Source organism: Bradyrhizobium sp. 26S5, from assembly GCF_036923295.1.
GTDB lineage: Bacteria > Pseudomonadota > Alphaproteobacteria > Rhizobiales > Xanthobacteraceae > Bradyrhizobium > Bradyrhizobium septentrionale.
The window spans coordinates 4,803,036-4,827,544 of sequence record NZ_CP145948.1 but is presented as its reverse complement, the minus strand read 5'-3'; the positions used below and the strand labels follow the sequence as shown (position 1 = coordinate 4,827,544).

Sequence of the window (24,509 nt, the reverse complement as noted above, 5' to 3'; positions counted from 1 at the left end):
GCAGGCCCCGTGGTAGAAATGCAGTTGTTATGGGGGCTGGATTTGCGACAGGCGCCAGATCGCATGGCCGGCGAACGCCGGGCATGGCAAACGAGCAACCGCCGGACACCCCGCCCGTGGACGTTCTGATGTCACGGCAGGTCTCCTGGCTCGCAGGTCATCGCCACGCCCTGTCTTCCCAATGCGCACGGCGCACCAGTGACTTAAATCGGGAGTGACTCACTGCTTACAGTTGCGGGGGCAGCGCCGGAATCTCGCAGCACGTGCGATTCACCGACTTCCCTCTTAGTCACCAAATCTTGCGATCCGGTGGAACCATGACAGCTATATGTGGTGATATTCGTCCCGAAGTGTCAATGGGCGGTTAATGCCTTTACGCAAAAAACCGCCTCGCAAGACAGTTCGAAGACAACTTGGCCCCGTTATCCACATTGGGGACCGTTTGAACTTCCGTGTTCCTACGGAACGAGACGGGAAAAGGCGCTGATGAGACTGCACCGATTCTGTCGGAGCCCGATAGAGACGTTCTCGACCACGTCGATGCGCAAGCCTGATTCTCAATTCAATCGGACTGACCTGCCGAGGCGGACCCACTCGCAAGATCCGCCTTCCGCCAGTTCTCGATGATCTCCGGGTTTTTCCAAAGCCGTGCGACTACATCGGGTGAATAGGTCCACAGCCGAATTTTCTGGCCGCGATCGATGTAGGAATTGCCAGCAGCCGGAAGGCGACCGTCTTTCGTCCAGCGTTGACGCTCAAGCGGAGTGAGAAGCAGGATCTCTTCCAACATTTTGATCGTGATCTTCTCGTTGCGGAGGCGATCGAGTTTTTCGTCGATGCGCGAGATGAAATCCGAAACGGCGTTCATGTCGGCCATCAAGAAATGCGCGGTGACCCCTCCATCCTTTGTCTCGACCGCGTCGGCAAACCGCTTCAGTTGCGTCCTGACCAACCTGATCGATTGACTAGCGCGGCGATGCGAGCCCACGGTCAGATCAGTATTCGGAACAAAGCGCACAGAGATCGCTTCGCCCTCGTGTGTAACGTCCAAATATTGACTCTCGATTGAGCGGACAGTCCCCACGGTCAATACCCCACGACACAAAGGTAATGAAAATCATAGTTTCACGATCGGGATAGAGACAGCAGTAATCTTCGCCAGCCAATTAGAATTCCCGTGATCGAAAAAAGGAAGCCCAGCGTACAAAGCCCGACGACGATCAGCGTACGGGTTGCCGGGTGCTGCACGAGAACCGGAAACTCAAGCGTGTGAAGCGCTTGGTAAGCCCAGCGATACGCGCGACGCGAGGAGTCCAGGCGCTGCAACACCATGCCGTTGACGCTGTCGACATCGAACCAGACGTCGCCGCATATCGTACGATAGACAGGCGCCGAAGGGAGTTGTGATGCAGCCTCATAGGCGTCGTCGGCCGGCACGGCCCCCGGCGCGCCGCATCCAGGCGCCAAGCGCGACATCAGGCCGGTGACATCGTCCGCACCCAGAAGGCCGGTCGGATCAGATGCCGCTACGCCCGACCGAACCAGCATCTGTTTGTCGAGCGCCACGCGGTCGCGCCGAAACTGCTGTCCGCCAAATGCGAACCACTCGACTTCACGTGCACCTGGCGAGACCGGGGGCCAAATTGACGATGCCAGGCCCGCAATGTCGACCCCGGTGACCGCTACCGCCGCTTCAGCGTCAGTCAATTGCCCGCGCGAAAATAGCCGTCCATGATCCATCGAAAGCCATCCGCTGACGATCCACGTGAGCAGGAAAACGGCTGCTGCCAGTCCGACGACATGATGTAAGGCGTGCCAGCCGCGATACGGCGTCGTCAGGTGGCCCTGCCGCCGCTTCAGACGTGCGATACCCAGGATCGCGCCAAGCAAGGCGGCGATCGACGCCAGAAACGATGCCGTCCAGACCACCCAATCCCATGCAGCCCAATTTCGCCGCAGAACCGTTGGATAAATCCAGTGCAACACACTGCCCGCGTAATTCCATAGCCGCTCGCGGGAGTTCGTGACCAGCACCACCTCGCCGGTGTTCCAGGCCACGTAGAGTTCATCGCCGTCGGCGTTGCCGAGCGCGACGCGAAACAGCGGCCGATAGCGATCGAAACCGTTCGGCACGGACCACTGATCGTAGTCGTTAAGGCTGACCGATAGGGATGGTGCCGTCATCCCGCGGTTGCGGGCATACCGATCGACGACGGCCCGCGCAGCGTCAGGCGATACGATCGCGGCATCCTTCGCATCGATTGCATTCACTGACCTCGCGGCCGATCGGCCGGAGACAATGTAGACTGGACCGTCCGACCGCTGAACCAACCGTACACGCAACACATCGGCGACGCCGGCGGCCTTGATGGCGTCGGCCGGCCCGATCAAGTTCTTGGCGTCGATCGGAGAGAGGCCCGCGAACCGGTCCGCTTCCTTCAACGACGGAAATGGCACGAAGTGCATCACCATTCCCGTCGCGAACCACATCGCAAACAAAAGTGCGAACGCGAACCCCAACCAACGATGGAGCAGGACAATCGCGCTCAGCATGCCGAAGTCTCTCCCTTTGAAGGCAGCGGATGCTTCATAGGTGCGTAAGGCTTCCGGCAGTAACCGGATGTGCCGTGAGTTTCGAAATACCGGTTAGATTAAAGTTTGGTGGTTTACACACTAGTTTTTTCTGAAATGCTTAGACAATGGAGCCGCGGGACACGCCGAAAACGGTTGCCCAGGCCAGCCCGGCTAGGAGCACCAGCATCAACCCGATCTTCGACCAGATGCGGTGGTTGTTTTCGTCGGCTGATATCTCGCGCCACTTCCAGCGGGGAAGAGATTCCACATCACCGACCGTCGTCGCGCGGTCGTTAGCGATTAGAGGCACGAAATATTTTCGCCACACGTTATGAAATTCTTCCGTCTGATTTTTAAAAGCGAGAAAGCGGCGCGAGTCAGTGCCTGCTACCCCGTTGAGCCCTTCGTTGACTAGAATCGCAGGCGACAAAAAGCCGATCTTGTCGACCAGGTCTTGCTGTCGCAACAATTGGCGATCGAAATTCTTGAGCAACGGTTCGATCTGCTCGTCCACCCGCTGTTTTGCGAGGAAGAACGCCCGCATTCGAGCCGGAATCTCGATGTGGCCATCTTTGATCAGCAAGGCGTCCGGATCCGAGGCATAGCGATAGTCAGCGCTGTACAGATTCTCGTATTCGCGAAGCGCTTCGGCTGTGACGACGCGCGTGCGACTGGCGAGTTCGGTGCGCGATGGCGCCGGATACAAAGTACGCGACATGGAGCGATCCTTTCTATCCGGATCAGATTTTTCTCGGCGCACCCCGGACCTACGAGATGGAAGCATCTTTTAAATTTTGAGGATGAGCGGCGCACTATTCTCGATGAACGGGCCTTGTAGGTCTGGCTTGGATAGGTACCGCAGTGCGACCTCTTTGTCGGCGACTACAGAATGTCATCAATGATGCCGTTCACGACGTCGCATACGGCGCGAAGCGGGAGCGCGTCTCGTCGATCTGAAGCGCACGGCCGATTGGCGGGAATGCCCGCTGCGCGCATTCCGGGCGTTCGCAGACCTTGCAGCCCATCCCGATGGGCGTCGGCACCGAGGGATCGGACAAGTCGAGCCCCTGCGAATAGACGACGCTGCCGGCGTGGCGAATGTCGCAACCCAGCGCGACGGCGAAGGTTTTGGCCGGCGCCAGATATCCGCCGCGCCCATGCGACACGGTTCGCGCGATCCAAAGATACGTCCGTTCGTCGGGCATCCGCGCCAACTGCGTGAGTATCCTTCCGGGGTTGGCGAACGCCTCGTAGACGTTCCAAAGCGGGCACGTCCCGCCTACACGAGAGAAGTGGAAGTCAGTCGCGGACTGACGCTTTGAGATGTTGCCTGCGCGATCGACCCGAATGAAGAAGAAAGGAACGCCGCGCGCGCTGGGACGCTGCAACGTGCTCAACCGATGGCAGATCGTCTCAAATCCGACGTCGAATTGTTGCGTCAGAAGTTCGACGTCGTAACGCCTTTGCTCTGCCTGTTCGAGAAATAGCGCATAAGGCAGCACGAGCGCGCCGGCGAAATAGTTGGCCAGGCCGATGCGAGCAAGGCCCCGCGCTTCCTTGCTGGTCAGGCCGGCCTTGTCGACTAGTGCCTGAAGCTCGCGATCGAACGACAACATCGCAATCTGCGTGCCCAACTGGAACGCCTGTTGTCCCGGATGGAGGCGCCGAGACAGATGTAGGGTCTTCGTCTGGCCGTCGAACCATCTCTGCGTACCGGCGGCGATATCATCCACGCCGTCGAGCACGATACGCACGCCAAAGTCGCTTTCGAGGTGAGAAGCGAGTGCCGATGCCGCCTGCCCTGCCTTCAGGTTGATCTTGAGGGCAATCTGCTCGGCGGTCTCGTCCAGCTCGGCGATGTAGTTGTGATTGGCGTAAAAGAAGTCGCGGACCTCCTCGAATGCCGTCGAGGGCAGCATGGCGGCATCCGCTTGCCTGTCTTCCCCAAGGCGCGCCGCCAGCGCGGCGGCCTGCTCTACCGCCTGGCGCGATCTGCGATGCAGCCCGACCAGGGCGCGGCCGACCGCTGGCATGTTGAGCGCAATTTCCCGGACTTCAGCGGTGGCGATGGTCTCGCCGAGGGATGGGTCTGACAGCACTTCCTTGAGGTCGGACATCAACCGCGCTTCGTCGCCTTCGGCAAACATCTGGAGATCGAGACCGAAGGCCGAGTTCAGCGCGAGCAAGACCGGAAGCGTCAGCGGCCTTTGGTTATTCTCCATCTGGTTCAGATAGCTCAGCGAGATGCCGAGCTTGTCCGCGAGGGCAGCCTGGGTAAGTCGGCGTTCTTCCCGCAGGCGTTTCAGCCGCACACCCATGAAGGTCTTTTTCATCACGGCGCCTTTGCAAACTTTGCAAACCGAAGAGAAAACCTACGCAAAACTACACTTTTTCAGCCATTTTCAAGCGAAGGAGTTTGCAGATATTGCGAAGTCGCCACCGAATAGCAAGCCCTTTGGATTGTCCCATGCTGGCACATGCTGTGAAGACCAGCCCCTCGGGCGAAACCCGATTTGTCGAAATCGTGTTTCCCGACCTCGCCAATCACTATGGCACGTTGTTCGGCGGCAACGCTTTGAGCCTGATGGGCAAGGCCGCGTTCGTCGCCGCCACCCGTCACGCCCGCCGAAACGTCGTCATGGCCACGTCCGACAAGATCGAATTCCACGAGCCGATCCGGGTCGGCGAATTGATCGAGCTGATTGCGCGCGTCGATCGCGTCGGCAGAAGTTCGATGACGGTCGCGGTCGAGATGGTCCGTGAAAACCTGATGAGCGGCCAGCGCCAATCCGTCATTCGGGGAACGTTCGAGATGGTTGCCGTAGACGCCAACGGGCGTCCCGCCGCAATCGAGTCAACAAGCCACCACACGTCAGAGGAAGCCGTTTCGTGAAGCACCACAAGGTCCGTACCTACAAGTCCGCCGAACATCTAGCCTGCGCCGATCAACTGGCGTGGAAGATCGCGTCCGTCGCTTCCGATCCGGTCCGGATCGAAGACCCCGTCATCGACATGATCGGCAATCGCATCATCGACAACGCCGCGGTTGCGGCTGCTTCGATCGCGCGGCACCCAGTCGTCAGCGCCCGTGCCCAGGCGGAGGCGCATCCGCGGCAGCCCGGCGCGACCATCTTCGGCCTACCGAGCAGCCAGAAATATTCGCCGGAATGGGCGGCGTGGGCCAACGGCGTCGCCGTCCGCGAGCTGGATTTCCACGACACCTTCCTGGCCGCCGACTATTCGCATCCCGGCGACAACATTCCACCCGTGCTCGCCGTCGGCCAGCACTGTGGTGCCTCGGGGGAAGATCTGCTGCGCGGACTGGCTGCGGCGTATGAAATCCAGGTCGATCTGGTGAAGGGCATCTGCCTGCACGAGCACAAGATCGATCATATCGCCCATCTCGGCCCGTCGGCGGCCGCCGGAATCGGCGCCCTGCTCGGCCTTTCGACCGAGACGATCTACCAAGCCGTGCAGCAAGCGTTACACGTCACCACGACCACCCGTCAGTCGCGCAAGGGCGAGATTTCGAGCTGGAAAGCTTTTGCCCCGGCGTTCGCCGGCAAGATGGCGATCGAGGCTGTCGATCGCGTCATGCGCGGGGAAGGCGCCCCGTCGCCGGCATGGGAAGGCGAAGACGGCTTCATCGCCTGGCTGCTCTCGGGTCCATCCGCCTCGTACACCGTGCCGCTGCCGCAAAAGGGCGAACTGAAGCGCGCCATCCTCGACACCTATACCAAGGAGCATTCGGCGGAGTACCAGAGCCAAGCGCTGATCGACCTGGCGCGGCGGATGGGGCCAAAGATCGGCAATCTCGCTGCGATCGAAAGCATCGTCATCCACACCAGTCATCACACCCATTACGTGATCGGCACCGGCGCCAACGATCCGCAGAAGATGGACCCGAAAGCGAGCCGCGAAACGCTCGACCATTCGATCATGTACATCTTCGCGGTCGCGCTCGAAGACGGCTGCTGGCACCACGAAAAGTCCTACGCGCCCGAGCGTGCGGCCCGTCCGTCGACGGTCGAGCTCTGGCACAAGATTTCGACCGTCGAGGACCCCGAGTGGACCCGGCGCTATCACAGCCACGATCCCAAGGAGAAGGCTTTCGGCGGGCGCGTCGTCGTCAGGCTGAAAGGCGGTTCGACCGTCAGCGACGAACTCGCGGTTGCCGACGCGCATCCGCTGGGCGCGCGCCCGTTCAAGCGGCCTGACTACATCCGCAAGTTCCGTACCTTGGCGGAAGGCGTGATCGCAACCGCCGAGCAGGATCGCTTCCTCGCCGCCGTCGAGCGGCTGCCGTCGCTGCGCGCCGGCGAACTGTCTGAGCTGACCTTCACGGTCGACGCCTCAAAGTTGGGCACCCCGGCCAGCCACGGAATCTTCGACTGGAAACCGGATACACAGACCGCGGCACGACGCGCGGCAGGATCATAGGGAGGATACCATGACTGACGTGAAACCCGCGCCCAAGAAATCCGTCGCCCTCTCCGGCGTCGTCGCCGGCAACACGGCTCTTTGCAGCGTCGGCCGCAGCGGCAACGACCTGCACTATCGCGGTTACGACATCCTTGATGTCGCCGGCGTCTGCGAATTCGAGGAGATTGCCCATCTGCTGGTGCACGGCAGCCTGCCGACCCGCGCCGAACTCGCCAACTACAAGGCCAAGCTGAAGGCGCTGCGTGGCCTCCCGCGCGCGGTACTCAACACGCTGGAACAATTGCCGGCCGCAGCCCATCCAATGGACGTCATGCGCTCCGGCGTCTCGGCACTCGGTTGCGTGCTGCCGGAGAGTCATGACCACAACACGCCAGGCGCGCGCGACATCGCCGATCGCCTGATGGCCTCGCTCGGCTCGATGTTGCTGTACTGGCACCACTACGCCCACAACGGCCGCCGTATCGAGGTCGAGACCGACGACGATTCGATCGGGGCGCACGTCCTGCACCTGCTGCACGGCAAGCCGCCGTCAGCTTCGCATGAACGCGCGATGCACACCTCGCTCAATCTCTATGCCGAGCACGAATTCAACGCTTCGACCTTCACGGCGCGCTCGATCGCCGGTACCGGCGCGGACCTGTATTCGGCGGTAACCGGCGCGATCGGTGCGTTGCGTGGGCCGAAGCATGGCGGCGCCAACGAAGTCGCCTTCGAGGTCCAGAAGCGCTACGCCACCCCCAACGAAGCCGAAGCGGACATCCGCCGCCGGATCGAGGCCAAGGAAGTCGTGATCGGGTTCGGGCACCCCGTCTATACGATCTCCGATCCCCGCAACAAGGTGATCAAGCAGGTCGCCCGTGACCTCAGCGTCGAGGCCGGCAGCATACGCATGTTCGAGATTGCCGATCGCATCGAGACCGTGATGGCCAACGCGAAGCGGATGTTCGCCAACCTCGACTGGTTCAGCGCGGTCTCCTACCACGCGATGGGTGTGCCGACCGCGATGTTCACGCCGCTGTTCGTGATCTCACGCACTTCGGGTTGGGCGGCTCACGTCATCGAACAGCGGATCGACAACAAGATCATCCGGCCGGCCGCCAACTATGTCGGCCCCGAGAACCGCAGCTATGTCCCGCTGGAGGCGCGCGACTTGCCGCCTGCATCGGTCCGTGCGGCGTAAGGAGAAACACGTGCCCTATCTCGTCGCAGAAGAACTTCCGCGTGAAACCGCCGGCAGCCGCTTTCGCGCGTTGCTGAGGCGCCCGGGCATTCTTCGCCTGCCCGGCACCCACAACGGCATGTCGGCCATTCAGGCCAAGACGGCGGGTTTCGAGGGGCTGTATCTCTCGGGTGCGGCCATGACGGCGTCGATGGGATTGCCCGACCTCGGAATCATCACCGTAGACGAAGTCGCGTTCTTCATCCGCCAGATCGCCCGTGCGTCGGGTCTGCCGCTGCTGGTGGACGGCGATACCGGCTATGGCGAAGCCCTCAACGTCATGCACATGGTGCGCGTCTTCGAGGAAGCCGGTGCCGGCGCGGTCCATATCGAAGATCAGCTCCTCCCCAAGAAGTGCGGCCACCTCAACGACAAGAAGCTGGCGGATGCGCACGACATGGCGGCCAAGGTGGCCGCTGCCGCCAAGGCGCGGCGTGATCTCGTCATTCTTGCGCGAACCGATGCGGCCGCGAGCGAAGGGCTCGATGGTGCGGTCGCCCGGGCCAAGCTCTATATGGAGGCCGGTGCAGACGCGATTTTCCCGGAGGCGCTCAATACGGCCGAGATGTTCCGCGCGTTCGCCAAGCGGATGCCGGGCGTCCCCCTGCTCGCCAACATGACCGAGTTCGGCAAGACGCCCTTCTTCACCGCTTCCGAATTCGAGGAGATGGGCTATTCGATGGTGATCTGGCCGGTGTCGTCGCTTCGGATCGCCAACAAGGCGCAGGAACAGCTTTACGCCGCGATCGCGCGTGACGGCGGCACGCACAAGGCAGTCGATCGGATGCAGACGCGAGCGGAACTATACGCAACGATTGGACTGCACAATTACGAGGCCCTCGATGCTTCCATCGTCCAGACCATTATTCCCGAAGGCATGCCGCAGCGGGTCGCGGGCTCTAGATAGCCCTTCTTTCCGACGCTGTTCGCTCCGGGACACCAACCAGCACCGGCGCCGTCAGGGCCGCGAACCGATTGAAATCGGAACCCAATTCTAGGGGTTTGAGGACAAGCCGGTAACGGGCGATTGAGCAATACCAAGGTGTTTCCAGTCACGGTCATTGACTGCGGCCGGACTTGACCTTAACTCCAGTGCTGTCGTGGTTCTGCGGGCTCGTTTGGCCCGGAGCTAAGAGGGAAGCCGGTTGAAAGCCGGCGCTGCCCCCGCAACTGTAAGCGGTGAGTTGTTGTCCAACAAAGTCACTGAGGCCCGCGAGGGTCTTGGGAAGACCGGACAACAGCACTGACCCGTGAGCCAGGAGACCTGCCTCGACAACAGAACGTACTCGGGCGGGGTGTCTCGGTGGTGCGGTTGCGACCCCGCGCGCCACCTTTTGCCCGGAGTCCAGACGTGTCACGTGGCCCACGCCCCCAACATCGGGGTAAGCCATGTCTATTTCTTCACTTCCCGTCGCAACACTTGGAACACCGCGTATAGGACCGCGCCGCGAACTCAAGTTGGCGCTCGAAAGCTTCTGGTCCGGCAAATCCAGCGAGCGGGCGCTGCGTGAAACGGCCGTCGGCCTGCGCGCCGCCAACTGGGCCCGCCAAAAGTCCCTCGGCGTTAGCGTCATCCCGTCTAATGATTTTTCATTCTACGACCAGGTGCTCGACACCAGCGTGATGGTCGGCGCCATTCCGGAAGTGTACGGCTGGAAAGGCGGCGATGTGTCGCTGGCGACCTATTTCGCGATGGCCCGCGGCGCGCAGGGCTCCGAACACGATGAAAGCTGCGGTCATGCGCATCACGCGCACGGCTCTTCACACGGCGTGCCTGCGCAGGAAATGACCAAGTGGTTCGATACCAATTACCACTACATGGTGCCCGAATTCAGCGCTGGCCAGATCTTCAAGCTATCCTCCTCCAAGGCGGTCGATGAATATCGGGAGGCCAAGGCGCTCGGCTACAAAACCCGGCCCGTCCTGCTCGGACCGGTGACCTTCCTCAGGCTTGGCAAGAGCAAGGACGCGGCGCTGAACCCGCTATCGCTGCTGCCAGTCCTGCTGCCGGTTTACGTCAAGGTTTTGCAGCAACTCGTCGCCGAAGGCTGCGAATGGGTGCAGATCGACGAACCGTGCCTGGTGCTGGACGCAGACCGCGAGACCCAGGGCGCGCTTCAAATGACTTACGCGCTCTTGGCGGAAATGGTGCCGGGCCTGAAGATCATGCTCGCCAGCTATTTCGGCAGCCTGGGCGACAACGCCGATACCGCGCTATCGCTGCCGGTCGCCGGACTTCACATCGACCTTGTGCGCGCGCCGGAGCAACTCGACAAGATCGTCAGCGCCGCACCGAAGGGAATGACCCTGTCGCTCGGTGCGATCGACGGGCGCAATATCTGGCGCTCCAACCTTTCCGCCTTGCTGAAGCGGCTGGAACCGGCGGTCGCGAAGCTCGGCCTGGACCGGGTGCAGATCGCGCCCTCCTGTTCGCTGCTGCATGTCCCGATCGACCTCGAACAGGAAACCAGCCTCGATCCGGACGTGAAGAGCTGGCTTGCCTTCTCGGTGCAGAAGATCGCCGAACTGGCCACGCTGGGCACGGCGCTCGCCGGCGGCCGGGACAAGGTCGCCGACGCGCTGGCAGCATCGGACGCCGCGGCTCGCTCGCGCGAGACGTCGCCGAAGATTCACAATGCCGACGTGGCGAAGCGGATGATGGCGATCGACGACGCCATGCGCCGGCGCCAGAACGTCTTCACGAAGCGATCTGGATTGCAGCGCGCGCGGTTCGGGCTGCCAGCGTTCCCAACCACGACGATCGGCTCGTTCCCGCAGACCACGGAAGTCCGCAATGCGCGGGCCGCCCATGGCAAGGGCGCGATGAGCGATGCGCAGTACGAGCAATTCCTCAAGGAAGAAACCGCCCGCGCCGTACGTTGGCAGGAGGAAATTGGCCTCGACGTGCTGGTGCATGGCGAATTCGAGCGCAACGACATGGTGCAGTATTTCGGCGAGCAATTGTCGGGCTTCACCTTCACCAAGCACGGCTGGGTCCAGTCGTACGGCTCACGTTATGTCCGCCCGCCGATCCTTTTCGGGGATGTTTCCCGCCCCAAGCCGATGACGGTCGAATGGTGGCGTTACGCGCAGTCGCTGACCCAGAAGCCAATGAAGGCCATGCTCACCGGACCGGTGACCATCCTGAACTGGTCGTTCGTCCGCGACGACATTCCGCGCAGCGAGGCGTGCCGGCAGATCGCGCTCGCGATCCGCGACGAAGTGACTGACCTCGAAAAGGCCGGTGCCAAGATGATCCAGATCGACGAGGCTGCCCTGCGCGAGGGCCTGCCGCTGCGGAAGTCGGAATGGAAAACCTATCTCGACTGGGCCGTCGAAAGCTTCCGCATCTGCTCGACCGGCGTGACCGACGAGACCCAGATCCACACCCACATGTGCTACTCGGAGTTCAATGACATCATTGACGCGATTGGCGCCATGGATGCGGACGTGATCTCGATCGAGACGTCGCGTTCCAAGATGGAACTGCTGGACGCTTTCAAGACCTACAAGTATCCGAACGAGATCGGGCCCGGCGTCTACGACATCCATTCGCCCCGCGTTCCGGAGGTCAGCGAAATGGCCGAGCTGCTCTCGCTCGCGCGCAAGCGGCTGACCGACTCCCAGCTCTGGATCAATCCGGATTGCGGCCTAAAAACCCGCAAATGGGAAGAGGTGCGCCCTGCCCTCGTCAACATGGTGGCGGCCGCACGCGAAATGCGGCACGCCTCCTGAGGCATGCTCCCGGAGCGCGCGGATACATCGCGCGCTCCATCATTTCATTGAGGTCATCGATGCGCTTCTGGATCGAATGTACGCGACACGAGACGAACAAGCCCGTCCACATCAACATCGCCCTTGTCGGCAGCATGTGGCATGACGGCGAGCGAACCATCCTCGCCTTCGTCGGCGGCGACGCCGAGCGTGTCGAAGTCACCCAGACACCCGAGCAGATCATGACCATGCACCTCGGGCCGACAGGAGCCGCTTGATCAGGCAATGACAGTTGGAAATCTCAGCGTTGAGGCGACCGCATCCCGCTCGCATTCCGACCTCCGAAAAGTCGGATCCCATCCGGATTATTGGTATCCAATCGCGTGGTCGCATGAACTAAAGCCCGGCAGGACTTTCGCTGGGCATTTTGCAGGCGAGCCCATCGTGCTGGTTCGCCCGGTCGAAGGCGATGTGTTTGCGCTGGAAGACCGGTGCGCGCACCGTCAGGTGCCGCTCTCGAAAGGTACCGTTGATGGCTGCACCGTACGCTGCTGCTATCACGGCTGGCGCTACGACGGCTCGGGCCAATGCGTCGATGTCCCCTATCTCGGCGAGGGCAAGCTGCCCAACGGCGTCAGGTCGTATCCCTGCTTCGAGAGCAATGGCATCATTTTCGTCTGGCCGGGCACCGCGCCGGCGGCCGATCCGCTCGCACAGATCGGGCACGCTGCCGAGCCGGGGTACAAGAGCCGCCGGTTCGGCAAGATTGTCCGCTGCCACTACACGTTCATGCACGAGAACCTGATGGACATGAACCATCAGTTCCTGCACCGCCGCACCACAGGCAAGGTCACGCCGCGCTACCTTGCTAGCCGCAAGGGCGACGGTTGGATGGAGGTCGACTACAGCTTCGCTCGTCCGGATCAGAAGCCGCCGCTCGGCGAGACGGTGATTGTCGGGAGCCTGCGCGGCAGCGCCCGCACGGCGCGTGACCTCATGACGGTGCGGACGGATTACCCCTATCAGACGCTCCGCATGTGGACCCGCGACGACAAGCCAGTTTTGAGCGTGTGGCTGGGGTACACGCCAGTCGATGCCGAACAGCGCCGCAACCGGACCTTTATCGTGCTGTCGGTGCGTAAGCCCAAAATTCCCGGAGTGCTCGATCTGGCGTGGCCGGTCCTCGCCTGGTTCACCGATCGCGTTTTCGCCGAGGATTGCGAAATCGTTGAGATGGAGCAAGCCGCGTTCGACGAACAAGGCGCCGACTGGAATCAGGAGGTCTTTCCGCCGATACGGGAATTACGAACACTTCTGCGCGATTGTGGAAACCCGCGTTAGTTTGCCCGCCAGCTTGCCTGTCCGGAAGCTGGTAAGGGCGTGTCCATTGTGTCAATCTTGGTCGTCGTTTCGGACGTTGGTCGGAGGCAAGCCCCATGAATACCCAATCCCGCCCGTCGCAAGTTGCCCCCGTCGAGAACCGGGTCGCCGCGATCGAAGCCGTCTTCGAACAGCGGGGCATGGAGCCCAAGCCTTTCATCGAGACCATGACCCATGCAGCCGAAGAGGAATGGGTGCCGCGCAATGGCGGCCGGGTCGTCGCCAAAGCGTGGACCGATCCCGCCTTCCGTCAGCGGCTGTTTGCGAATGGCAAGGATGCCGTCACCGAACTAGGTCTGAGCATGCCGGCGCATCATCGCCATCTGGTGGCGCTTGAGAACACCGAGACCGTTCACAACGTCATCGTCTGCACGCTGTGCTCCTGCACCGCCTTCACTATCATCGGACTGCCGCCCGACTGGTACAAGGATCTCGATTACCGCGCCCGCGCGGTCCGCGAGTCACGCACGGTGCTGCGGGAAATGGGCCTCGATCTGCCGCCCGAAATCGAGATCCGCGTCTGGGATACGACGGCCGATACCCGCTACATGGTGATCCCGGTCCAACCGCCGGAGACCGTCGGCTGGCCTGAAGACAGGCTGATCGACATCGCGACCAAGGAATCCATGATTGGCGTCGCGCGGCTGTAACGCCCCTGCGGAATGAGGTGAACGATGGACGGCATTCACGATCTTGGCGGCCGCCAGGGTTTCGGAACGATACGCTACGCGCCCGGCGCTCCGGCATTCCACGCCGCTTGGGAAAAGCGAGTTAACGCGTTGTACGGCATGGCCGTCCGGCGCGGTATCTTCAACATGGATGAATATCGTCACGCGATCGAGCGCATGCCCGCGCGCTATTATCTTTCGGCCAGCTACTATGAGCGATCGCTGACTAGCTTGCTGACCCTATGCGTTGAGAAGGGCATCGTGAGCCGCGAGGAGCTGGAGCACCTGGCTCAGGGAACTGTACCTCTGTCCGAGCCGAGCGCACCCGGCCGCACCAACCTGCCCGACCGCGAGACCTTTCAGCGGGGCGACCGCGTCCGCGTCAAAAACGACTTTTTCGCCGGGCACGTCCGGATGCCTGGCTACATCCGAGGGAAGCCCGGCATCGTGGTGAGCGAATCTCCGCGATATCCGTTCCCCGATGCGCATGCCCACGGTGTCGAAGCCGCTGACGAGCCGACCTTCGACGTCGCCTTCCGCACAGAGGACTTGTGGCCGAACTCAGCCGATTCGGCGCTAGTCCATGTCGGCGTATTCCAGAGCTATCTGGAGCGCGAAAAATAAGAGATCAGGTTCGTCACGCGGCCGCCAACGATACCGAAGACGCTACGTCGGCCTTGGGGGTGGGCTGACCTACGATTGTCCGGAGCAAGTCGGCCAATTTGACTAGCGCCTCTCGCTTTTCGTCCAGATATTCGTAACGATCGTAGGTCTCACGCACTCCGCCCATAACGTGGCCGAGCACTCGCTCCGCATGATCACTGGAGACCTTTGCCCGGCTCATCAATGACCGGCCCGTGCGACGCAGGTCGTGCAGCGTCCAGCGAGTCATCGGAGGTCGGCCCGCGCGTTTTCGCAGCTTGGCAATCTCAGCGTCGAGGACCTTCTTGGCCTTGGAAAACCCACTGAACGGCCGCGCACCATTGGTCGTAGAAAAGATGAACCAAGAATTGCCGCGGCAACCGGCCGGCTTCTCGCCGATCAGTTCTCGGAAAGCTTCCGTGAGCGGGAGAGCATGATCCAGCTTGGTCTTGTAGCGGCTTCCCGGAATAACCCAAATATCGGCCTCGATTTCGATCGAATGCATCCTGGAGCACTCATTCCGACGCGCCGAATTGAACAGAAGCGACTTTAGAAGCCGCGGATAACACTCAGGAACTTCAGCCGTTTCGAGAGCCGTCCAAACATCTCGAATCTCGTCATCAGACAGCGTGCGCTTGCGTGCCCGCTGCTTGGGCTTGGTTCGAGCCATTCCACGGACGATGGGCGAATTGAATTTGTCATCGTCAATCATCTGCCAATTGAAGGCTTTGCGAACATAGGCCAGAACACGGTCCGCCATGACGGGGCCGTGCTCCTTGGAAATTTCTCCCAGCATCGTCTGGATGTCGGAACGCTCCAGCTCGTAGATCGATTTCGTTCCGATTCGAGGTCGCACATAGACTTCGAACGCCCGTTCGATCTGATCAGCGCTCCGAAGAGCGTCGGCGCCGTTGACGTACTCCGACAGAAAACGGTCGATCACGACATTCACCGTGTTGGCCTCAGCCAACTTCGCCATAGCTGCTTCCGCGCGGGATGCCTCCAACTCGGCTGCCGGATCCCGGCCGTCGGCGACCTCGCCCGCCCGTTTCTTGGCGAGGGTGCGGGCCTGCTCAGCCGTAATCGCCCCGTGGAGCCCTAGACCGACCCATCGCTGCTTGTTCGTCGTCTTGTCCCGATACCGAAAACCGTAGGTGACCACTCCGCTTGCCAACCGCCTAGCAACGAAGCCCCTCACCTCGTCATCAGCAATGATGTCGCCCGATGAAAGGGCATCGACACTTCGCTTGATGATCCTGACTTTCATGACCCTTCGCCTCAGTGTGCACACTCTGTGCACACTCAAGATAGGAAAAAGTGTGCATCAGCGGGAACGTTCTGGCATCAATGGGAAATTCATAAGCCATTGATTCAACTGTATGAATATCAGGAATCGAGGCTATGTTCAAGAAAGAGCAGGAACATTCGGCTCGGTCATTCCGTGACTTTTAATCATGGGGTCGAGGGTTCGAGTCCCTCCGCGCTCACCAAACAACAGATTGATATCACTCACAAATCAAAGCAAACAAATCACGCGCTCTAACGCCTTTGGACCTTCCGGGTAACGTGGGGGTAACAAGTTATCCGAACACGAGCGAGCAACAACGGGCATTTTCCGCCAGAGGCCGCATCATTAAAACGGACTCGTCCCATCCGCCCCACGCGTCAGATCACGCGCGATCCACTCCCCTCCATTCTCTTTGAGCGTGTCGATTATTTCGGCCCGGGGGAGTCTTTCGTGTTGGTACACATGAACGCAGAAGGCACGAAAACTGTGCGCACCCAGAAGGTCAGCCGACTCAGCGATTGTCGCGACCAAGATGCGTCGAATCTGGGCCGGGCTCAGATCGTCTATGGAAGGTTCGACCACCTTGTAGTTGACATTTGCATCGATGAAAGACTTCGACGAGCAGTATAGGTTGACCCCTGCCTCAATCACCATCGGGTGCTTGGACATCTGGGCCACGACGACGAGTTCCTTGAGCGGAAGACGTTTAAGTCTCTCGGCGCACGTGTCCTGCAAGTCCAAATAGTCGAGTGCGATGGGGATAGCATACTGCGCGATCTCGTCCGACGATTGTCGCAGCACCTCCCTAACGCGATCTCGATTGTCGGCCTCCAGCAAATCCCATGTCCGTTGGTAGCCCTTAAGCAAGCCAAAGAAGAAGCCCTGAAGCGCGTCTTGAACGGTGCGTCCAAGGGAGTTAAGGGCGCGACGAATACGCGGCTCGCAGACGTTCGGATATAGCTCCGCCATTGCACGAATAGCTACGATCACTTGCTGCCGCCCTCTCAGCCCTGTTCCGCCTTCGAAGTACCCATAGACAAGGCTGTCAATCACGGATCGCACAAAGCTTTCGCGCGCGCGATCAAGACCGGCCGACCGCAGCTGCACCTTCGCCTTCTCAACTTCGAGCGGGAAGTAAGTCGACTCCACGAGCCGCATAACCTGAACCGTTGCAGCCTTACCCTGCACCGGCGCTCGCGCCAGCACATATCGAACAGCATGAACCAGGTGAGAGCGGGCCAACTCCGCGCTAGGGACGTAAGGTTGCTCAGATGCTTGATAAGTGGGATGTGCGCAACGATTCCGGTCATCATGCAGCCTCTCAAGCTCCACGATTTCCATTCCGTCGAAAAAGCCGAACTTGTCGTTGGCTATGCAGGCCTATCACGCCGAGCAGGACGACATTCGACGCGACCGGATCGCGGTCGGCACACGGCACATGCTGCTCGAGCACATGCCGGCCGGCACCAAGCTGCGGCTGAGCGAGGTGAAAGAACTATTCGAGTTGATGCGATGAGCGTGGTCTTGAACGGCCGCCGCGCCTGCCTGGTTTGAAACCGGCCGCAATCGAGCGCGCGCGGCGCGGAAATCAAGCGGGCGCCCGTCGCCTACGATGGATTCGCTCGGTGAAAAGCAGAAGGCCGGCGGTTGCGTCGCCGGCCCTCCATTCCCCACCGAGATGGCTCTCCGGACGGGGGTGGGTTCCGGCTTTCGCTAGGATCCACCCTTGGAGCTTGCACCATCGTCGACGACGCGGCAACGGATCCCGATTGTGTATAGCTGTGGACCGATCCCGATTTTCAGGGATCAGAACGGCTATGCCGAACGGGCGGATTGTCTCGATCCAAAATCACTGTTTTTGAACTCTGCGTCGGCCGCGAGAAGCCGCCGTCGAACTGATGATAGCCGTCAACCCGCTGCTCATCGCGCAGACGAGGCCACGATCTCTCTGCTCCGTTCCAACTATCGGATCCCGACATGATGCACTCCTGCCGTCGTTCGTATGTTGGCGGATTAACACCATTGTCCAGGTAAAACTGTGCCGTCGTCGCCACATCGTCCAAGCAATCCGACGCATTGTCGGCAGTATTCCAGGCGCTAATTATTCGTGAATTGCTCGCACCGATGCCCGTAGAAATACTGACCTCGCGATGGTGGCGATATTCTTGATTACCGGGTGCGTTGGCGTCTTGGCTGTAGGAGCCACACTAGCGGTGATCATCTATTTCGATGCTCGCGCTGAGCGCAGGGGCTGACAGTAAGTCCGCCTCAAAGGAATGCGCGGGGACGTAGCTCACTCGTTTCCTGCGGCCCTATCGCTGCGCTCTCTCTCGCGCCGCAGTCAGGTCCGCCTTCGCGCGCGAGACTTCATCGTCGGCGGACGTTCGCTGCGGAGGCAACTCACCGAGGTTTCGCGCCCATGGCTCGCCAGTGAGAGGCGCAGTGGCGCGCTCTGATCTGGCGCAACTAGTCACACAGAGCCCCACGAGAGCAAGTGTGACTGAGCACGCGGTAGCTTGGCGAGCCTTCTTCATCGTACCGCATCAGGCGCCCTCAAACGAACGGACGTCAAGCGCTCCGATGGTCGTGGATCGCCGTTGGCTACGGCTTCACGGGATCGGTGATCGGTCCACCTTGGGCTTTGGCAGTCGCCGCCTGGCGGTCGCGCGCGGCCATCAGTTCACCCTGAAGCTTCGATCGTTCGTCAGCCGTCATGGCGGGTTTTTTGCGCGGCGGCGGCAAATCTTCGACCGGGAGATATGTGCCTGGTTTGGGGCGCGCGGGCATTTCGGCCCGGGCATCCATCAGCGATGAACCAGTGGAGGTCGCACAGCCGCAAAGGGACAGGCCCAACAACAACATCCCCGCGGCGAATGCAGCTCGCCGCTGATGAAAATACACAACAAACATGATTGGCCATTTCCTCAATCATTGCGGGCCAATTATGTCCGTCGGCTGTCCCCGCGTGACGCGGTTAATCGCACGTTACGGCCGCGGTTCCCGGAACCATGTGTTGGCCGGAATTGCGGGACGAAACCCGCCGGTGGTGAAGCCGGCGGATCGTGATTAGAGCCCTCGCCGGTTGCCCTTCCGGTTGCGATCGTCGACGGCGCTTCATGTGCGCCCCGTCGAAGGCTCTTTCACCTTCGAAGCGTTCGCATCGAAGTCCGTCATATATCGCTCCTGAAGGCCCTCGAAAAGACCAGCTTGGGATCGGTCCCGTCATCGGTATCGGACATCACGCCTGCCGTGATCTGAGCCATCCGCAAACAGTCACAGAGATGGACCTCCATCTCGCGATACGCCTCGGCGTGCTTTCGGTCCCTGGCGCCGTTCACCGGCAACCGCGCTGGTGTTGTGCGTCGGCTGCCGTCACCACAATGCGCCGCTGAGGCTCGCCGATCTTCCGGTTTGGGATTGGTACGACATCTCGGCGCACCTCAAGTGCACGGCGTGTGGCAAGGTCGGATGGGTCGACACTCGCCTGGACTGGGGAGAAGTCATCAATTTTGCAAAGGGTGTCGGTTGACGGCCCGAAGTGGGCTTCTGTTTTTCGTTTTCGCCACCGTAGAATCCCCGGCCACGCGCGTGCCTCGCTTCCTCGCGCGCCGAGGTTGCGCTAGGCTGCGGGCGACCTCGAACGCGCGAACGAGTCGGGGGATGATTGTTTAATGGATTTTGGAGAATTGTTTTATGGCGACGACCTATTACGGCGGCGACGGTAACGACAACTATATCGATTCCACAAGCGCAGCATTCTATGGCGGCGGCGGCAATGACACTCTCAACGCGGACTACGTTGGTGCCACGTATCTTGACGGAGGACAAGGCGACGACAGGCTTGCGGAATATTACGGTGGCACTTCTCCTCCATCGACGATGTACGGCGGTGACGGCAACGACGTTTTGCAGGGTAACACAAACATCTCCGCTGAGGACTTTCAATATGGAGGCATGGGCGATGATTATATAGTCGCTCCTACTTTCAACCCGTTGACTTGGACCGCGGGAGAAATCAGTGGAGACGATGGCAGAGATGCCCTGTTCGGTGGCTGGGGCGCCGACTTAATCTACGGTGGTAACGGAGACGACTCAGGATCGAACATCACGGTCGCTGGAGGTGGAAGCGTTAGCCCGGGTCTTTTTGGCGGTGGCGGAAACGACACCCTGTACGGAGGAACAGGCAACGATCTGTTGTTTGGAGGTGCCGGCAACGATTGGCTCTATGGCGGCGACGGCAATGACTCGATCTACGGAGACGCGGGCAACGACACCATATTCGGCGATAGCGGTGTCGATCTATTGGAGGGTGGCGACGGCAACGACTGGATTGTGGTGGCCAGCGACATCTCTACTTCGGTTGGAGGAGCCAATGTCTACGGGGGCGCCGGCGATGATATAATTGAATTCTACAACCGCGCGAATTACACCGTCGCAAACGGTGACGATGGCAACGACGTAATTCTCAACCTCGGCCCAGCAGGCACCTCCTATGAATATGGCGGCAACGGCAACGACACGCTGTTCGGTGGCCTCGGTGTCGACGTCCTCCTTGGAGGCGCAGGCAACGACTTTTTCGACGGCGGCCAAGGCGTGAACTACTTCTTTGGTGGCGGTGGCCAGGATGTTTTCGAGACGGAGGACGTGCCCGGTGTTGCGGTTGTTCAAGACTGGAATTCAGCTACTGATGCCGTAGAGCTGTTTAAGACAGGATTGCACTCTTTTGCGGATGTGCTGTCGCACTCTTACCAAAATGGCGCCTACTTCGTCGTACAGATCGACGATGACACAGCAGTTTGGCTTAACGGGGCTACGGCTAGCACGCTCACCGCATCGAACTTCGCGATCGTGGGTTAGTACCGAGAAAATGGGGACGAAAAAGACGTCGGGGCTCAAATGGCGAGTCCCGGCGTTTTGAATACAGCGATTTCGAAAGATGCCTGTCACCCGCAAGCCGCTCGAAATCCCGCCCGAGATCGCCCGCCAGTTCGCAGCGGACATGCGCGCCTATCACGCCGAGCGGGACGGCAACCTGCGCGATCGGATCGCAGTCGGCACCCGGCACATGCTCCTCGAGCATATGCCGACCGGCACCAAGTTGCGGCTGAACGAAGTCAAAGAGTTATTCGAGCGGATGCGATGACTGAGCCGGATTGCATTCCGCTCGCGCCCCTGAAAAAGCTACGCCGCCGGGCTCGAAATGAGCTGTCCCGACGGCGCCTGTGACTGGGCCCCTGAAATCCCCCAGCCGATTAGGCTCTAGCAGCCGTCGCACTGAACATTTGTGAACCAGTTCACACTTGGGGCCCGTAAAACCACGGCTTGCACTCCACCGAGGCTGTCCGCCGATTGGTCGAAGATCCGAGGTGATAGTTGAAAGCCAAGACGGCCAACGTTCGAACTGGGGTATGGTCACAGTCGTCCGCGAATCCCACGAGGTCAGAATTTATGGCCAAGTACGGACACATAACTCCGGGGGCGCCGATGGGGTGATTCTGACGCCGTCCGGTGAGCCTACTCAAGACAAAGTGAGCTCGGATTATCGATCCATCCTCTGCAACGAAGCGAGATGCGATCAACCGGTGCCTAAAAAGGATTGATCCGCTCGAGTCTTTGAGATTGTGGAACGTCACCCGGAGTTCTCCACACCCACGACGCGCAGTACAACGGCCGGCTAAAGCTTGCCGACCTTCCGGACTGGGATGGTACGACATCTCGGCGCACCTCAGGTGCACCGCGTGCGATCGGATGGGTCGATACACGCCTGGACTGGAGCGAAGTGATCGACTTCGCGAAGGGCGTGTCTGGCTAGAACCAGCTGAGGACCGGTCCCGTTAGAGTACGAAGGTCGTACCAAGATTGAGGATCATCTTGACCATCCACTGGCCCCTGATCGTAAAGGTCATTGGAATCGTGTTTGGTATTCCGAAGTTGAACATGACACTCCCGCTCGGATTGAATGCCACGCCAGACAATTCATCGGGCAGAAACGACACGTTTTGCGAGACATCACCGCGATGCCCTTTAATGTTTTTCAATGACCAGGGGCCGCCAATGCTCCGCATAAATTGCGTATCAAGGTAAGCGCTGTTCAGCGGCCACCTTCCGGATGACGGGGTGATCTGCGAGTCTGCGGTTCGGTTTGGACCGTTAGGCTTAGAATGGACACAGAGCATAGTGCTATCACGGAGCCGGTGCGGCGGCTTGAAGTCTTCACCGGAGCCGGCCGTCGGCGGAAGTGGAGCAATGGGGACAAGGCGCGGATCGTTGCGGAGATCGTGGCGAGCGGCGACTCGGTCTGTTCGGTAGCCCGACGGCATGGATTGTCACCGCAGCAGTTGTTTGGCTGGCGACGTCAGTTGCGAGAAGCAGCAGGCGGTCATTCCGCAATAGAAGAAGTACAGTTTGTGCCGGCGGTGGTGGATGCCGCGGTGCCGGCGCCCGCTGTTGACCGGGAGCGCAAAGCGGTGCGCTGCAAGGCCAAAGCGGATACCCGGGCTCGCCGTTGCGATGCCGGGATTATCGAGATCGAAGTCGACGGCATCATGATCCGGGCCGGTCGTGGTGCGGATACGACGATGGTTGCGTCGATTGTCCAGGCGCTGAAGGCGAGCCGGTGATCGGTCCGTCGGGTGCGGTCCGGGTGATGGTGGCGACCAAGCCGGTGGACTTCCGTAAGGGGATGGAAGGGCTCGCGACCCTGGTGCGCGAGAGCATGCGGGCAGATCCATTCTCGGGAGCTGTCTATGTGTTCCGGGCCAAGCGGGCGGATCGGATCAAGCTGGTGTTCTGGGACGGAACGGGTCTGTGCCTGTTCGCCAAGAGGCTCGAGGATGGGATCTTCCGCTGGCCGAAGATCGAGGACGGCGTGATGCGCCTGTCGGCGGCGCAATTGTCGGCGCTGCTGGAAGGGCTCGACTGGCGGCTTGTGCATGAGGCGCGGGAGACGTCGACGCCAACGCAGGCCGGATAGCTGTTGGCAGCGCTGCGGCGAAATGAATCAGGAGCGTCGGACGCGTCGCCAGATGGCGGCGAATATGCTCTGAATTGGGTGTGAGCGACGCCCTGCCTGACGATCCCGAGACGCTGAAAGCGATGCTGCTTGCCGAACGATGCGAGAGCGAACGGCTGCGTCAGATCATCAAGGAATTGCAGCGGCATCGGTTTGGCCGGCGGGCAGAGACGCTGCCTGAAGATCAGATGCTGCTGGGCTTGGAAGACGTCGAGCAGGTTGCCGCATACAACGAGACGGCACAGGACGTGAGCGCACCTGAAGGCCGTGAGGCGCGGGCTCGCACGCGCCGCGGCAACCGTGGCGCCTTGCCGATGCACCTGCCGCGGATCGAGGTCGTCGTCGACATCGAGGGCAAGACCTGTCCCTGTTGCCAGGGCGAGTTGCACCGGATCGGCGAGGATAGAAGCGAGCGGCTGGACCTGGTCCCGGCGCAGTTCCGGATCCTCGTGACCAGGCGTCCCAAATACGCCTGCCGGGCTTGCGAGGACGGGGTCATGCAGGCGCCGGCCCCGATTAGGCTGATCGAGGGCGGATTGCCGACCGAGGCCACCGTCGCCCACGTCCTGGTCTCCAAATATGCCGATCACCTGCCGCTCTACCGGCAGGCGCAGATTTACGCCCGCCAGGGCATTGAGCTCGATCGTTCGACGCTGGCGGACTGGGTAGGACAAGCTGCCTTCCACCTGCGTCCGCTGCATGACCGTCTGCTCGGCAAGCTCAGGCAACGGCCAAAGCTGTTCGCCGACGAGACGACGATGCCGGTGCTCGATCCCGGCCGCGGGCGCACCAAGACCGGTCAGCTCTGGGCCTATGCAGCGGACGACCGGCCGTGGGGCGGTGCCGATCCGCCGGGCGTTGCCTATGTCTATGCCCCCGATCGCAAAGCCGATCGGCCGATCGCCCATCTCGCAGGCTTCGAAGGGATCCTGCAGGTCGATGGCTATGCCGGCTATGGCAAGCTCGCCGAGCGTGGCGATGTCCAACTTGCATTCTGCTGGTCGCACATGCGACGTAACTTCTACGAACTTGCCACACCCGGTCCCGCGCCCATTGCCAGCGAGGCGCTCAAGCATATCGCCGAGTTCTACGCCGTCGAAAAGGACATCCGTGGTCGCGGCGCCGAGGAGCGCCGTCTCGTTCGGCAGCAGAAAATCCGGCCGCTGGCGGAAGCCTTCGAGCGATGGCTCCGCGCAAAGCTCGCGTTGATCAGCCAAAAGGGCAAGTTGGCCGACGCCATTCGCTATGCGCTCTCACGCTGGGAGGGCCTGACGCGCTTCATCAATGACGGCCGCATCGAGCTCGACAACAACGTCGTCGAGCGCTCGATCCGTCCGATCACGCTGAACCGGAAAAATGCGCTGTTCGCAGGCTCCGACGGCGGCGCCGAGCACTGGGCCACCATCGCCTCCCTGGTCGAAACCTGTAAGCTGAACGACGTCGATCCGCTCGCTTACCTGACCGACGCCCTCACCAGGATCGTCAACGGCCATCCAAACAGCGACATCGATCAGCTGCTTCCGTGGGCCTATTGTCGTCAAGACCTCAAAGCTGTGGCCTGAGAACGAC

The 24,509-nt window shown here is 60.9% G+C and carries 22 protein-coding genes, 1 tRNA gene and 2 riboswitches; of the genes, 16 read left to right on the top strand and 7 right to left on the bottom strand.

From position 1 onward, the window contains the following. Positions 1-118: 118 nt before the first annotated feature. A riboswitch (cobalamin riboswitch) is annotated at positions 119-335 on the bottom strand. Between the two features lie 227 nt (positions 336-562). From V5279_RS22365 to V5279_RS22350, 4 genes are all read right to left on the bottom strand, one after another. Beyond that, positions 563-1,051 (bottom strand): hypothetical protein, encoded by a 489-nt coding sequence (locus V5279_RS22365; protein WP_338701011.1) that lies wholly within the window; start codon positions 1,049-1,051, stop codon positions 563-565. A gap of 74 nt (positions 1,052-1,125) precedes the next feature. Continuing rightward, positions 1,126-2,553 carry a PepSY domain-containing protein gene (locus V5279_RS22360; protein ID WP_338701009.1) on the bottom strand — a complete coding sequence of 476 codons (1,428 nt, stop codon included), beginning with the start codon at positions 2,551-2,553 and terminating at the stop codon, positions 1,126-1,128. Positions 2,554-2,692: 139 nt separating this feature from the next. Continuing rightward, on the bottom strand, positions 2,693-3,118 hold the full coding sequence (locus V5279_RS22355) for a DUF3526 domain-containing protein (RefSeq protein WP_414645957.1): 426 nt from the start codon (positions 3,116-3,118) through the stop codon (positions 2,693-2,695). Positions 3,119-3,482: 364 nt separating this feature from the next. Beyond that, positions 3,483-4,907: a short-chain fatty acyl-CoA regulator family protein gene (locus V5279_RS22350; protein ID WP_338701005.1), complete on the bottom strand. Its 1,425-nt coding sequence runs from the start codon at positions 4,905-4,907 to the stop codon at positions 3,483-3,485. A gap of 134 nt (positions 4,908-5,041) precedes the next feature. Between V5279_RS22350 and V5279_RS22345 the strand changes: the two genes are divergently transcribed. The 9 genes from V5279_RS22345 to nthB all read left to right on the top strand — a co-directional run bounded on the left by V5279_RS22345 (position 5,042) and on the right by nthB (position 14,622). Continuing rightward, the gene (locus V5279_RS22345) at positions 5,042-5,467 is read left to right on the top strand and encodes an acyl-CoA thioesterase (protein ID WP_338701003.1); all 426 of its coding nucleotides are present in this window, start codon (positions 5,042-5,044) and stop codon (positions 5,465-5,467) included. Further along, positions 5,464-7,014 carry an MmgE/PrpD family protein gene (locus V5279_RS22340; protein WP_166205086.1) on the top strand — a complete coding sequence of 517 codons (1,551 nt, stop codon included), beginning with the start codon at positions 5,464-5,466 and terminating at the stop codon, positions 7,012-7,014. The genes V5279_RS22345 and V5279_RS22340 overlap by 4 nt, the downstream gene beginning before the upstream one ends. A gap of 10 nt (positions 7,015-7,024) precedes the next feature. Continuing rightward, on the top strand, positions 7,025-8,197 hold the full coding sequence (prpC, locus tag V5279_RS22335) for a bifunctional 2-methylcitrate synthase/citrate synthase (RefSeq protein WP_166205087.1): 1,173 nt from the start codon (positions 7,025-7,027) through the stop codon (positions 8,195-8,197). Between the two features lie 10 nt (positions 8,198-8,207). Then, positions 8,208-9,143: a methylisocitrate lyase gene (gene prpB, locus V5279_RS22330; RefSeq protein WP_338700999.1), complete on the top strand. Its 936-nt coding sequence runs from the start codon at positions 8,208-8,210 to the stop codon at positions 9,141-9,143. A 177-nt stretch (positions 9,144-9,320) separates the two neighbouring features. Next, positions 9,321-9,522, top strand: a riboswitch (cobalamin riboswitch). 103 nt (positions 9,523-9,625) lie between these two features. Further along, entirely contained in the window at positions 9,626-11,971 is a 2,346-nt protein-coding gene (metE, locus tag V5279_RS22325) for a 5-methyltetrahydropteroyltriglutamate--homocysteine S-methyltransferase (RefSeq protein ID WP_338700997.1), read from the top strand. A gap of 59 nt (positions 11,972-12,030) precedes the next feature. Then, positions 12,031-12,228 (top strand): hypothetical protein, encoded by a 198-nt coding sequence (locus V5279_RS22320; RefSeq protein WP_166205090.1) that lies wholly within the window; start codon positions 12,031-12,033, stop codon positions 12,226-12,228. Positions 12,229-12,235: 7 nt separating this feature from the next. After that, positions 12,236-13,291 (top strand): aromatic ring-hydroxylating dioxygenase subunit alpha, encoded by a 1,056-nt coding sequence (locus tag V5279_RS22315; protein WP_338700995.1) that lies wholly within the window; start codon positions 12,236-12,238, stop codon positions 13,289-13,291. A gap of 95 nt (positions 13,292-13,386) precedes the next feature. Continuing rightward, the gene (locus V5279_RS22310) at positions 13,387-13,980 is read left to right on the top strand and encodes a nitrile hydratase subunit alpha (RefSeq protein WP_338700994.1); all 594 of its coding nucleotides are present in this window, start codon (positions 13,387-13,389) and stop codon (positions 13,978-13,980) included. 24 nt (positions 13,981-14,004) lie between these two features. Next, a complete protein-coding gene (gene nthB / locus V5279_RS22305; protein WP_166205094.1) occupies positions 14,005-14,622 on the top strand; it encodes a nitrile hydratase subunit beta in 618 nt (205 codons plus the stop codon). Positions 14,623-14,635: 13 nt separating this feature from the next. Here nthB and V5279_RS22300 read toward each other — a convergent pair whose 3' ends face one another. Continuing rightward, complete coding sequence (locus V5279_RS22300) at positions 14,636-15,907, bottom strand: tyrosine-type recombinase/integrase (protein WP_166205095.1); 1,272 nt, start codon at positions 15,905-15,907, stop codon at positions 14,636-14,638. A 146-nt stretch (positions 15,908-16,053) separates the two neighbouring features. Here V5279_RS22300 and V5279_RS22295 point away from each other — a divergent pair. Next, a tRNA-Lys gene (locus V5279_RS22295) sits at positions 16,054-16,130 on the top strand. 143 nt (positions 16,131-16,273) lie between these two features. Here V5279_RS22295 and V5279_RS22290 read toward each other — a convergent pair. Then, positions 16,274-17,269 (bottom strand): hypothetical protein, encoded by a 996-nt coding sequence (locus tag V5279_RS22290; RefSeq protein WP_338700993.1) that lies wholly within the window; start codon positions 17,267-17,269, stop codon positions 16,274-16,276. A gap of 19 nt (positions 17,270-17,288) precedes the next feature. On the opposite strand from V5279_RS22290, the gene V5279_RS22285 reads away from it, so the two are divergent. Continuing rightward, positions 17,289-17,444 carry a hypothetical protein gene (locus V5279_RS22285; RefSeq protein WP_338700992.1) on the top strand — a complete coding sequence of 52 codons (156 nt, stop codon included), beginning with the start codon at positions 17,289-17,291 and terminating at the stop codon, positions 17,442-17,444. Between the two features lie 1,085 nt (positions 17,445-18,529). On the opposite strand, the gene V5279_RS22280 is transcribed toward V5279_RS22285, so the two are convergent. Next, complete coding sequence (locus V5279_RS22280) at positions 18,530-18,838, bottom strand: hypothetical protein (RefSeq protein ID WP_338700991.1); 309 nt, start codon at positions 18,836-18,838, stop codon at positions 18,530-18,532. Between the two features lie 783 nt (positions 18,839-19,621). On the opposite strand from V5279_RS22280, the gene V5279_RS22275 reads away from it, so the two are divergent. The 5 genes from V5279_RS22275 (at position 19,622) to tnpC (ending at position 24,502) form a co-directional block, all read left to right on the top strand. Next, positions 19,622-20,785 carry a calcium-binding protein gene (locus V5279_RS22275; RefSeq protein ID WP_338700990.1) on the top strand — a complete coding sequence of 388 codons (1,164 nt, stop codon included), beginning with the start codon at positions 19,622-19,624 and terminating at the stop codon, positions 20,783-20,785. Between the two features lie 79 nt (positions 20,786-20,864). Further along, on the top strand, positions 20,865-21,071 hold the full coding sequence (locus tag V5279_RS22270; RefSeq protein ID WP_338700988.1) for a hypothetical protein: 207 nt from the start codon (positions 20,865-20,867) through the stop codon (positions 21,069-21,071). Between the two features lie 1,051 nt (positions 21,072-22,122). After that, on the top strand, positions 22,123-22,548 hold the full coding sequence (gene tnpA, locus V5279_RS22265) for an IS66-like element accessory protein TnpA (protein WP_224924235.1): 426 nt from the start codon (positions 22,123-22,125) through the stop codon (positions 22,546-22,548). Further along, a complete protein-coding gene (tnpB, locus tag V5279_RS22260; protein ID WP_176529066.1) occupies positions 22,545-22,901 on the top strand; it encodes an IS66 family insertion sequence element accessory protein TnpB in 357 nt (118 codons plus the stop codon). The genes tnpA and tnpB overlap by 4 nt, the downstream gene beginning before the upstream one ends. Before the next feature lie 122 nt (positions 22,902-23,023). After that, a complete protein-coding gene (gene tnpC, locus V5279_RS22255) occupies positions 23,024-24,502 on the top strand; it encodes an IS66 family transposase (protein ID WP_338701230.1) in 1,479 nt (492 codons plus the stop codon). Positions 24,503-24,509: the final 7 nt, after the last annotated feature.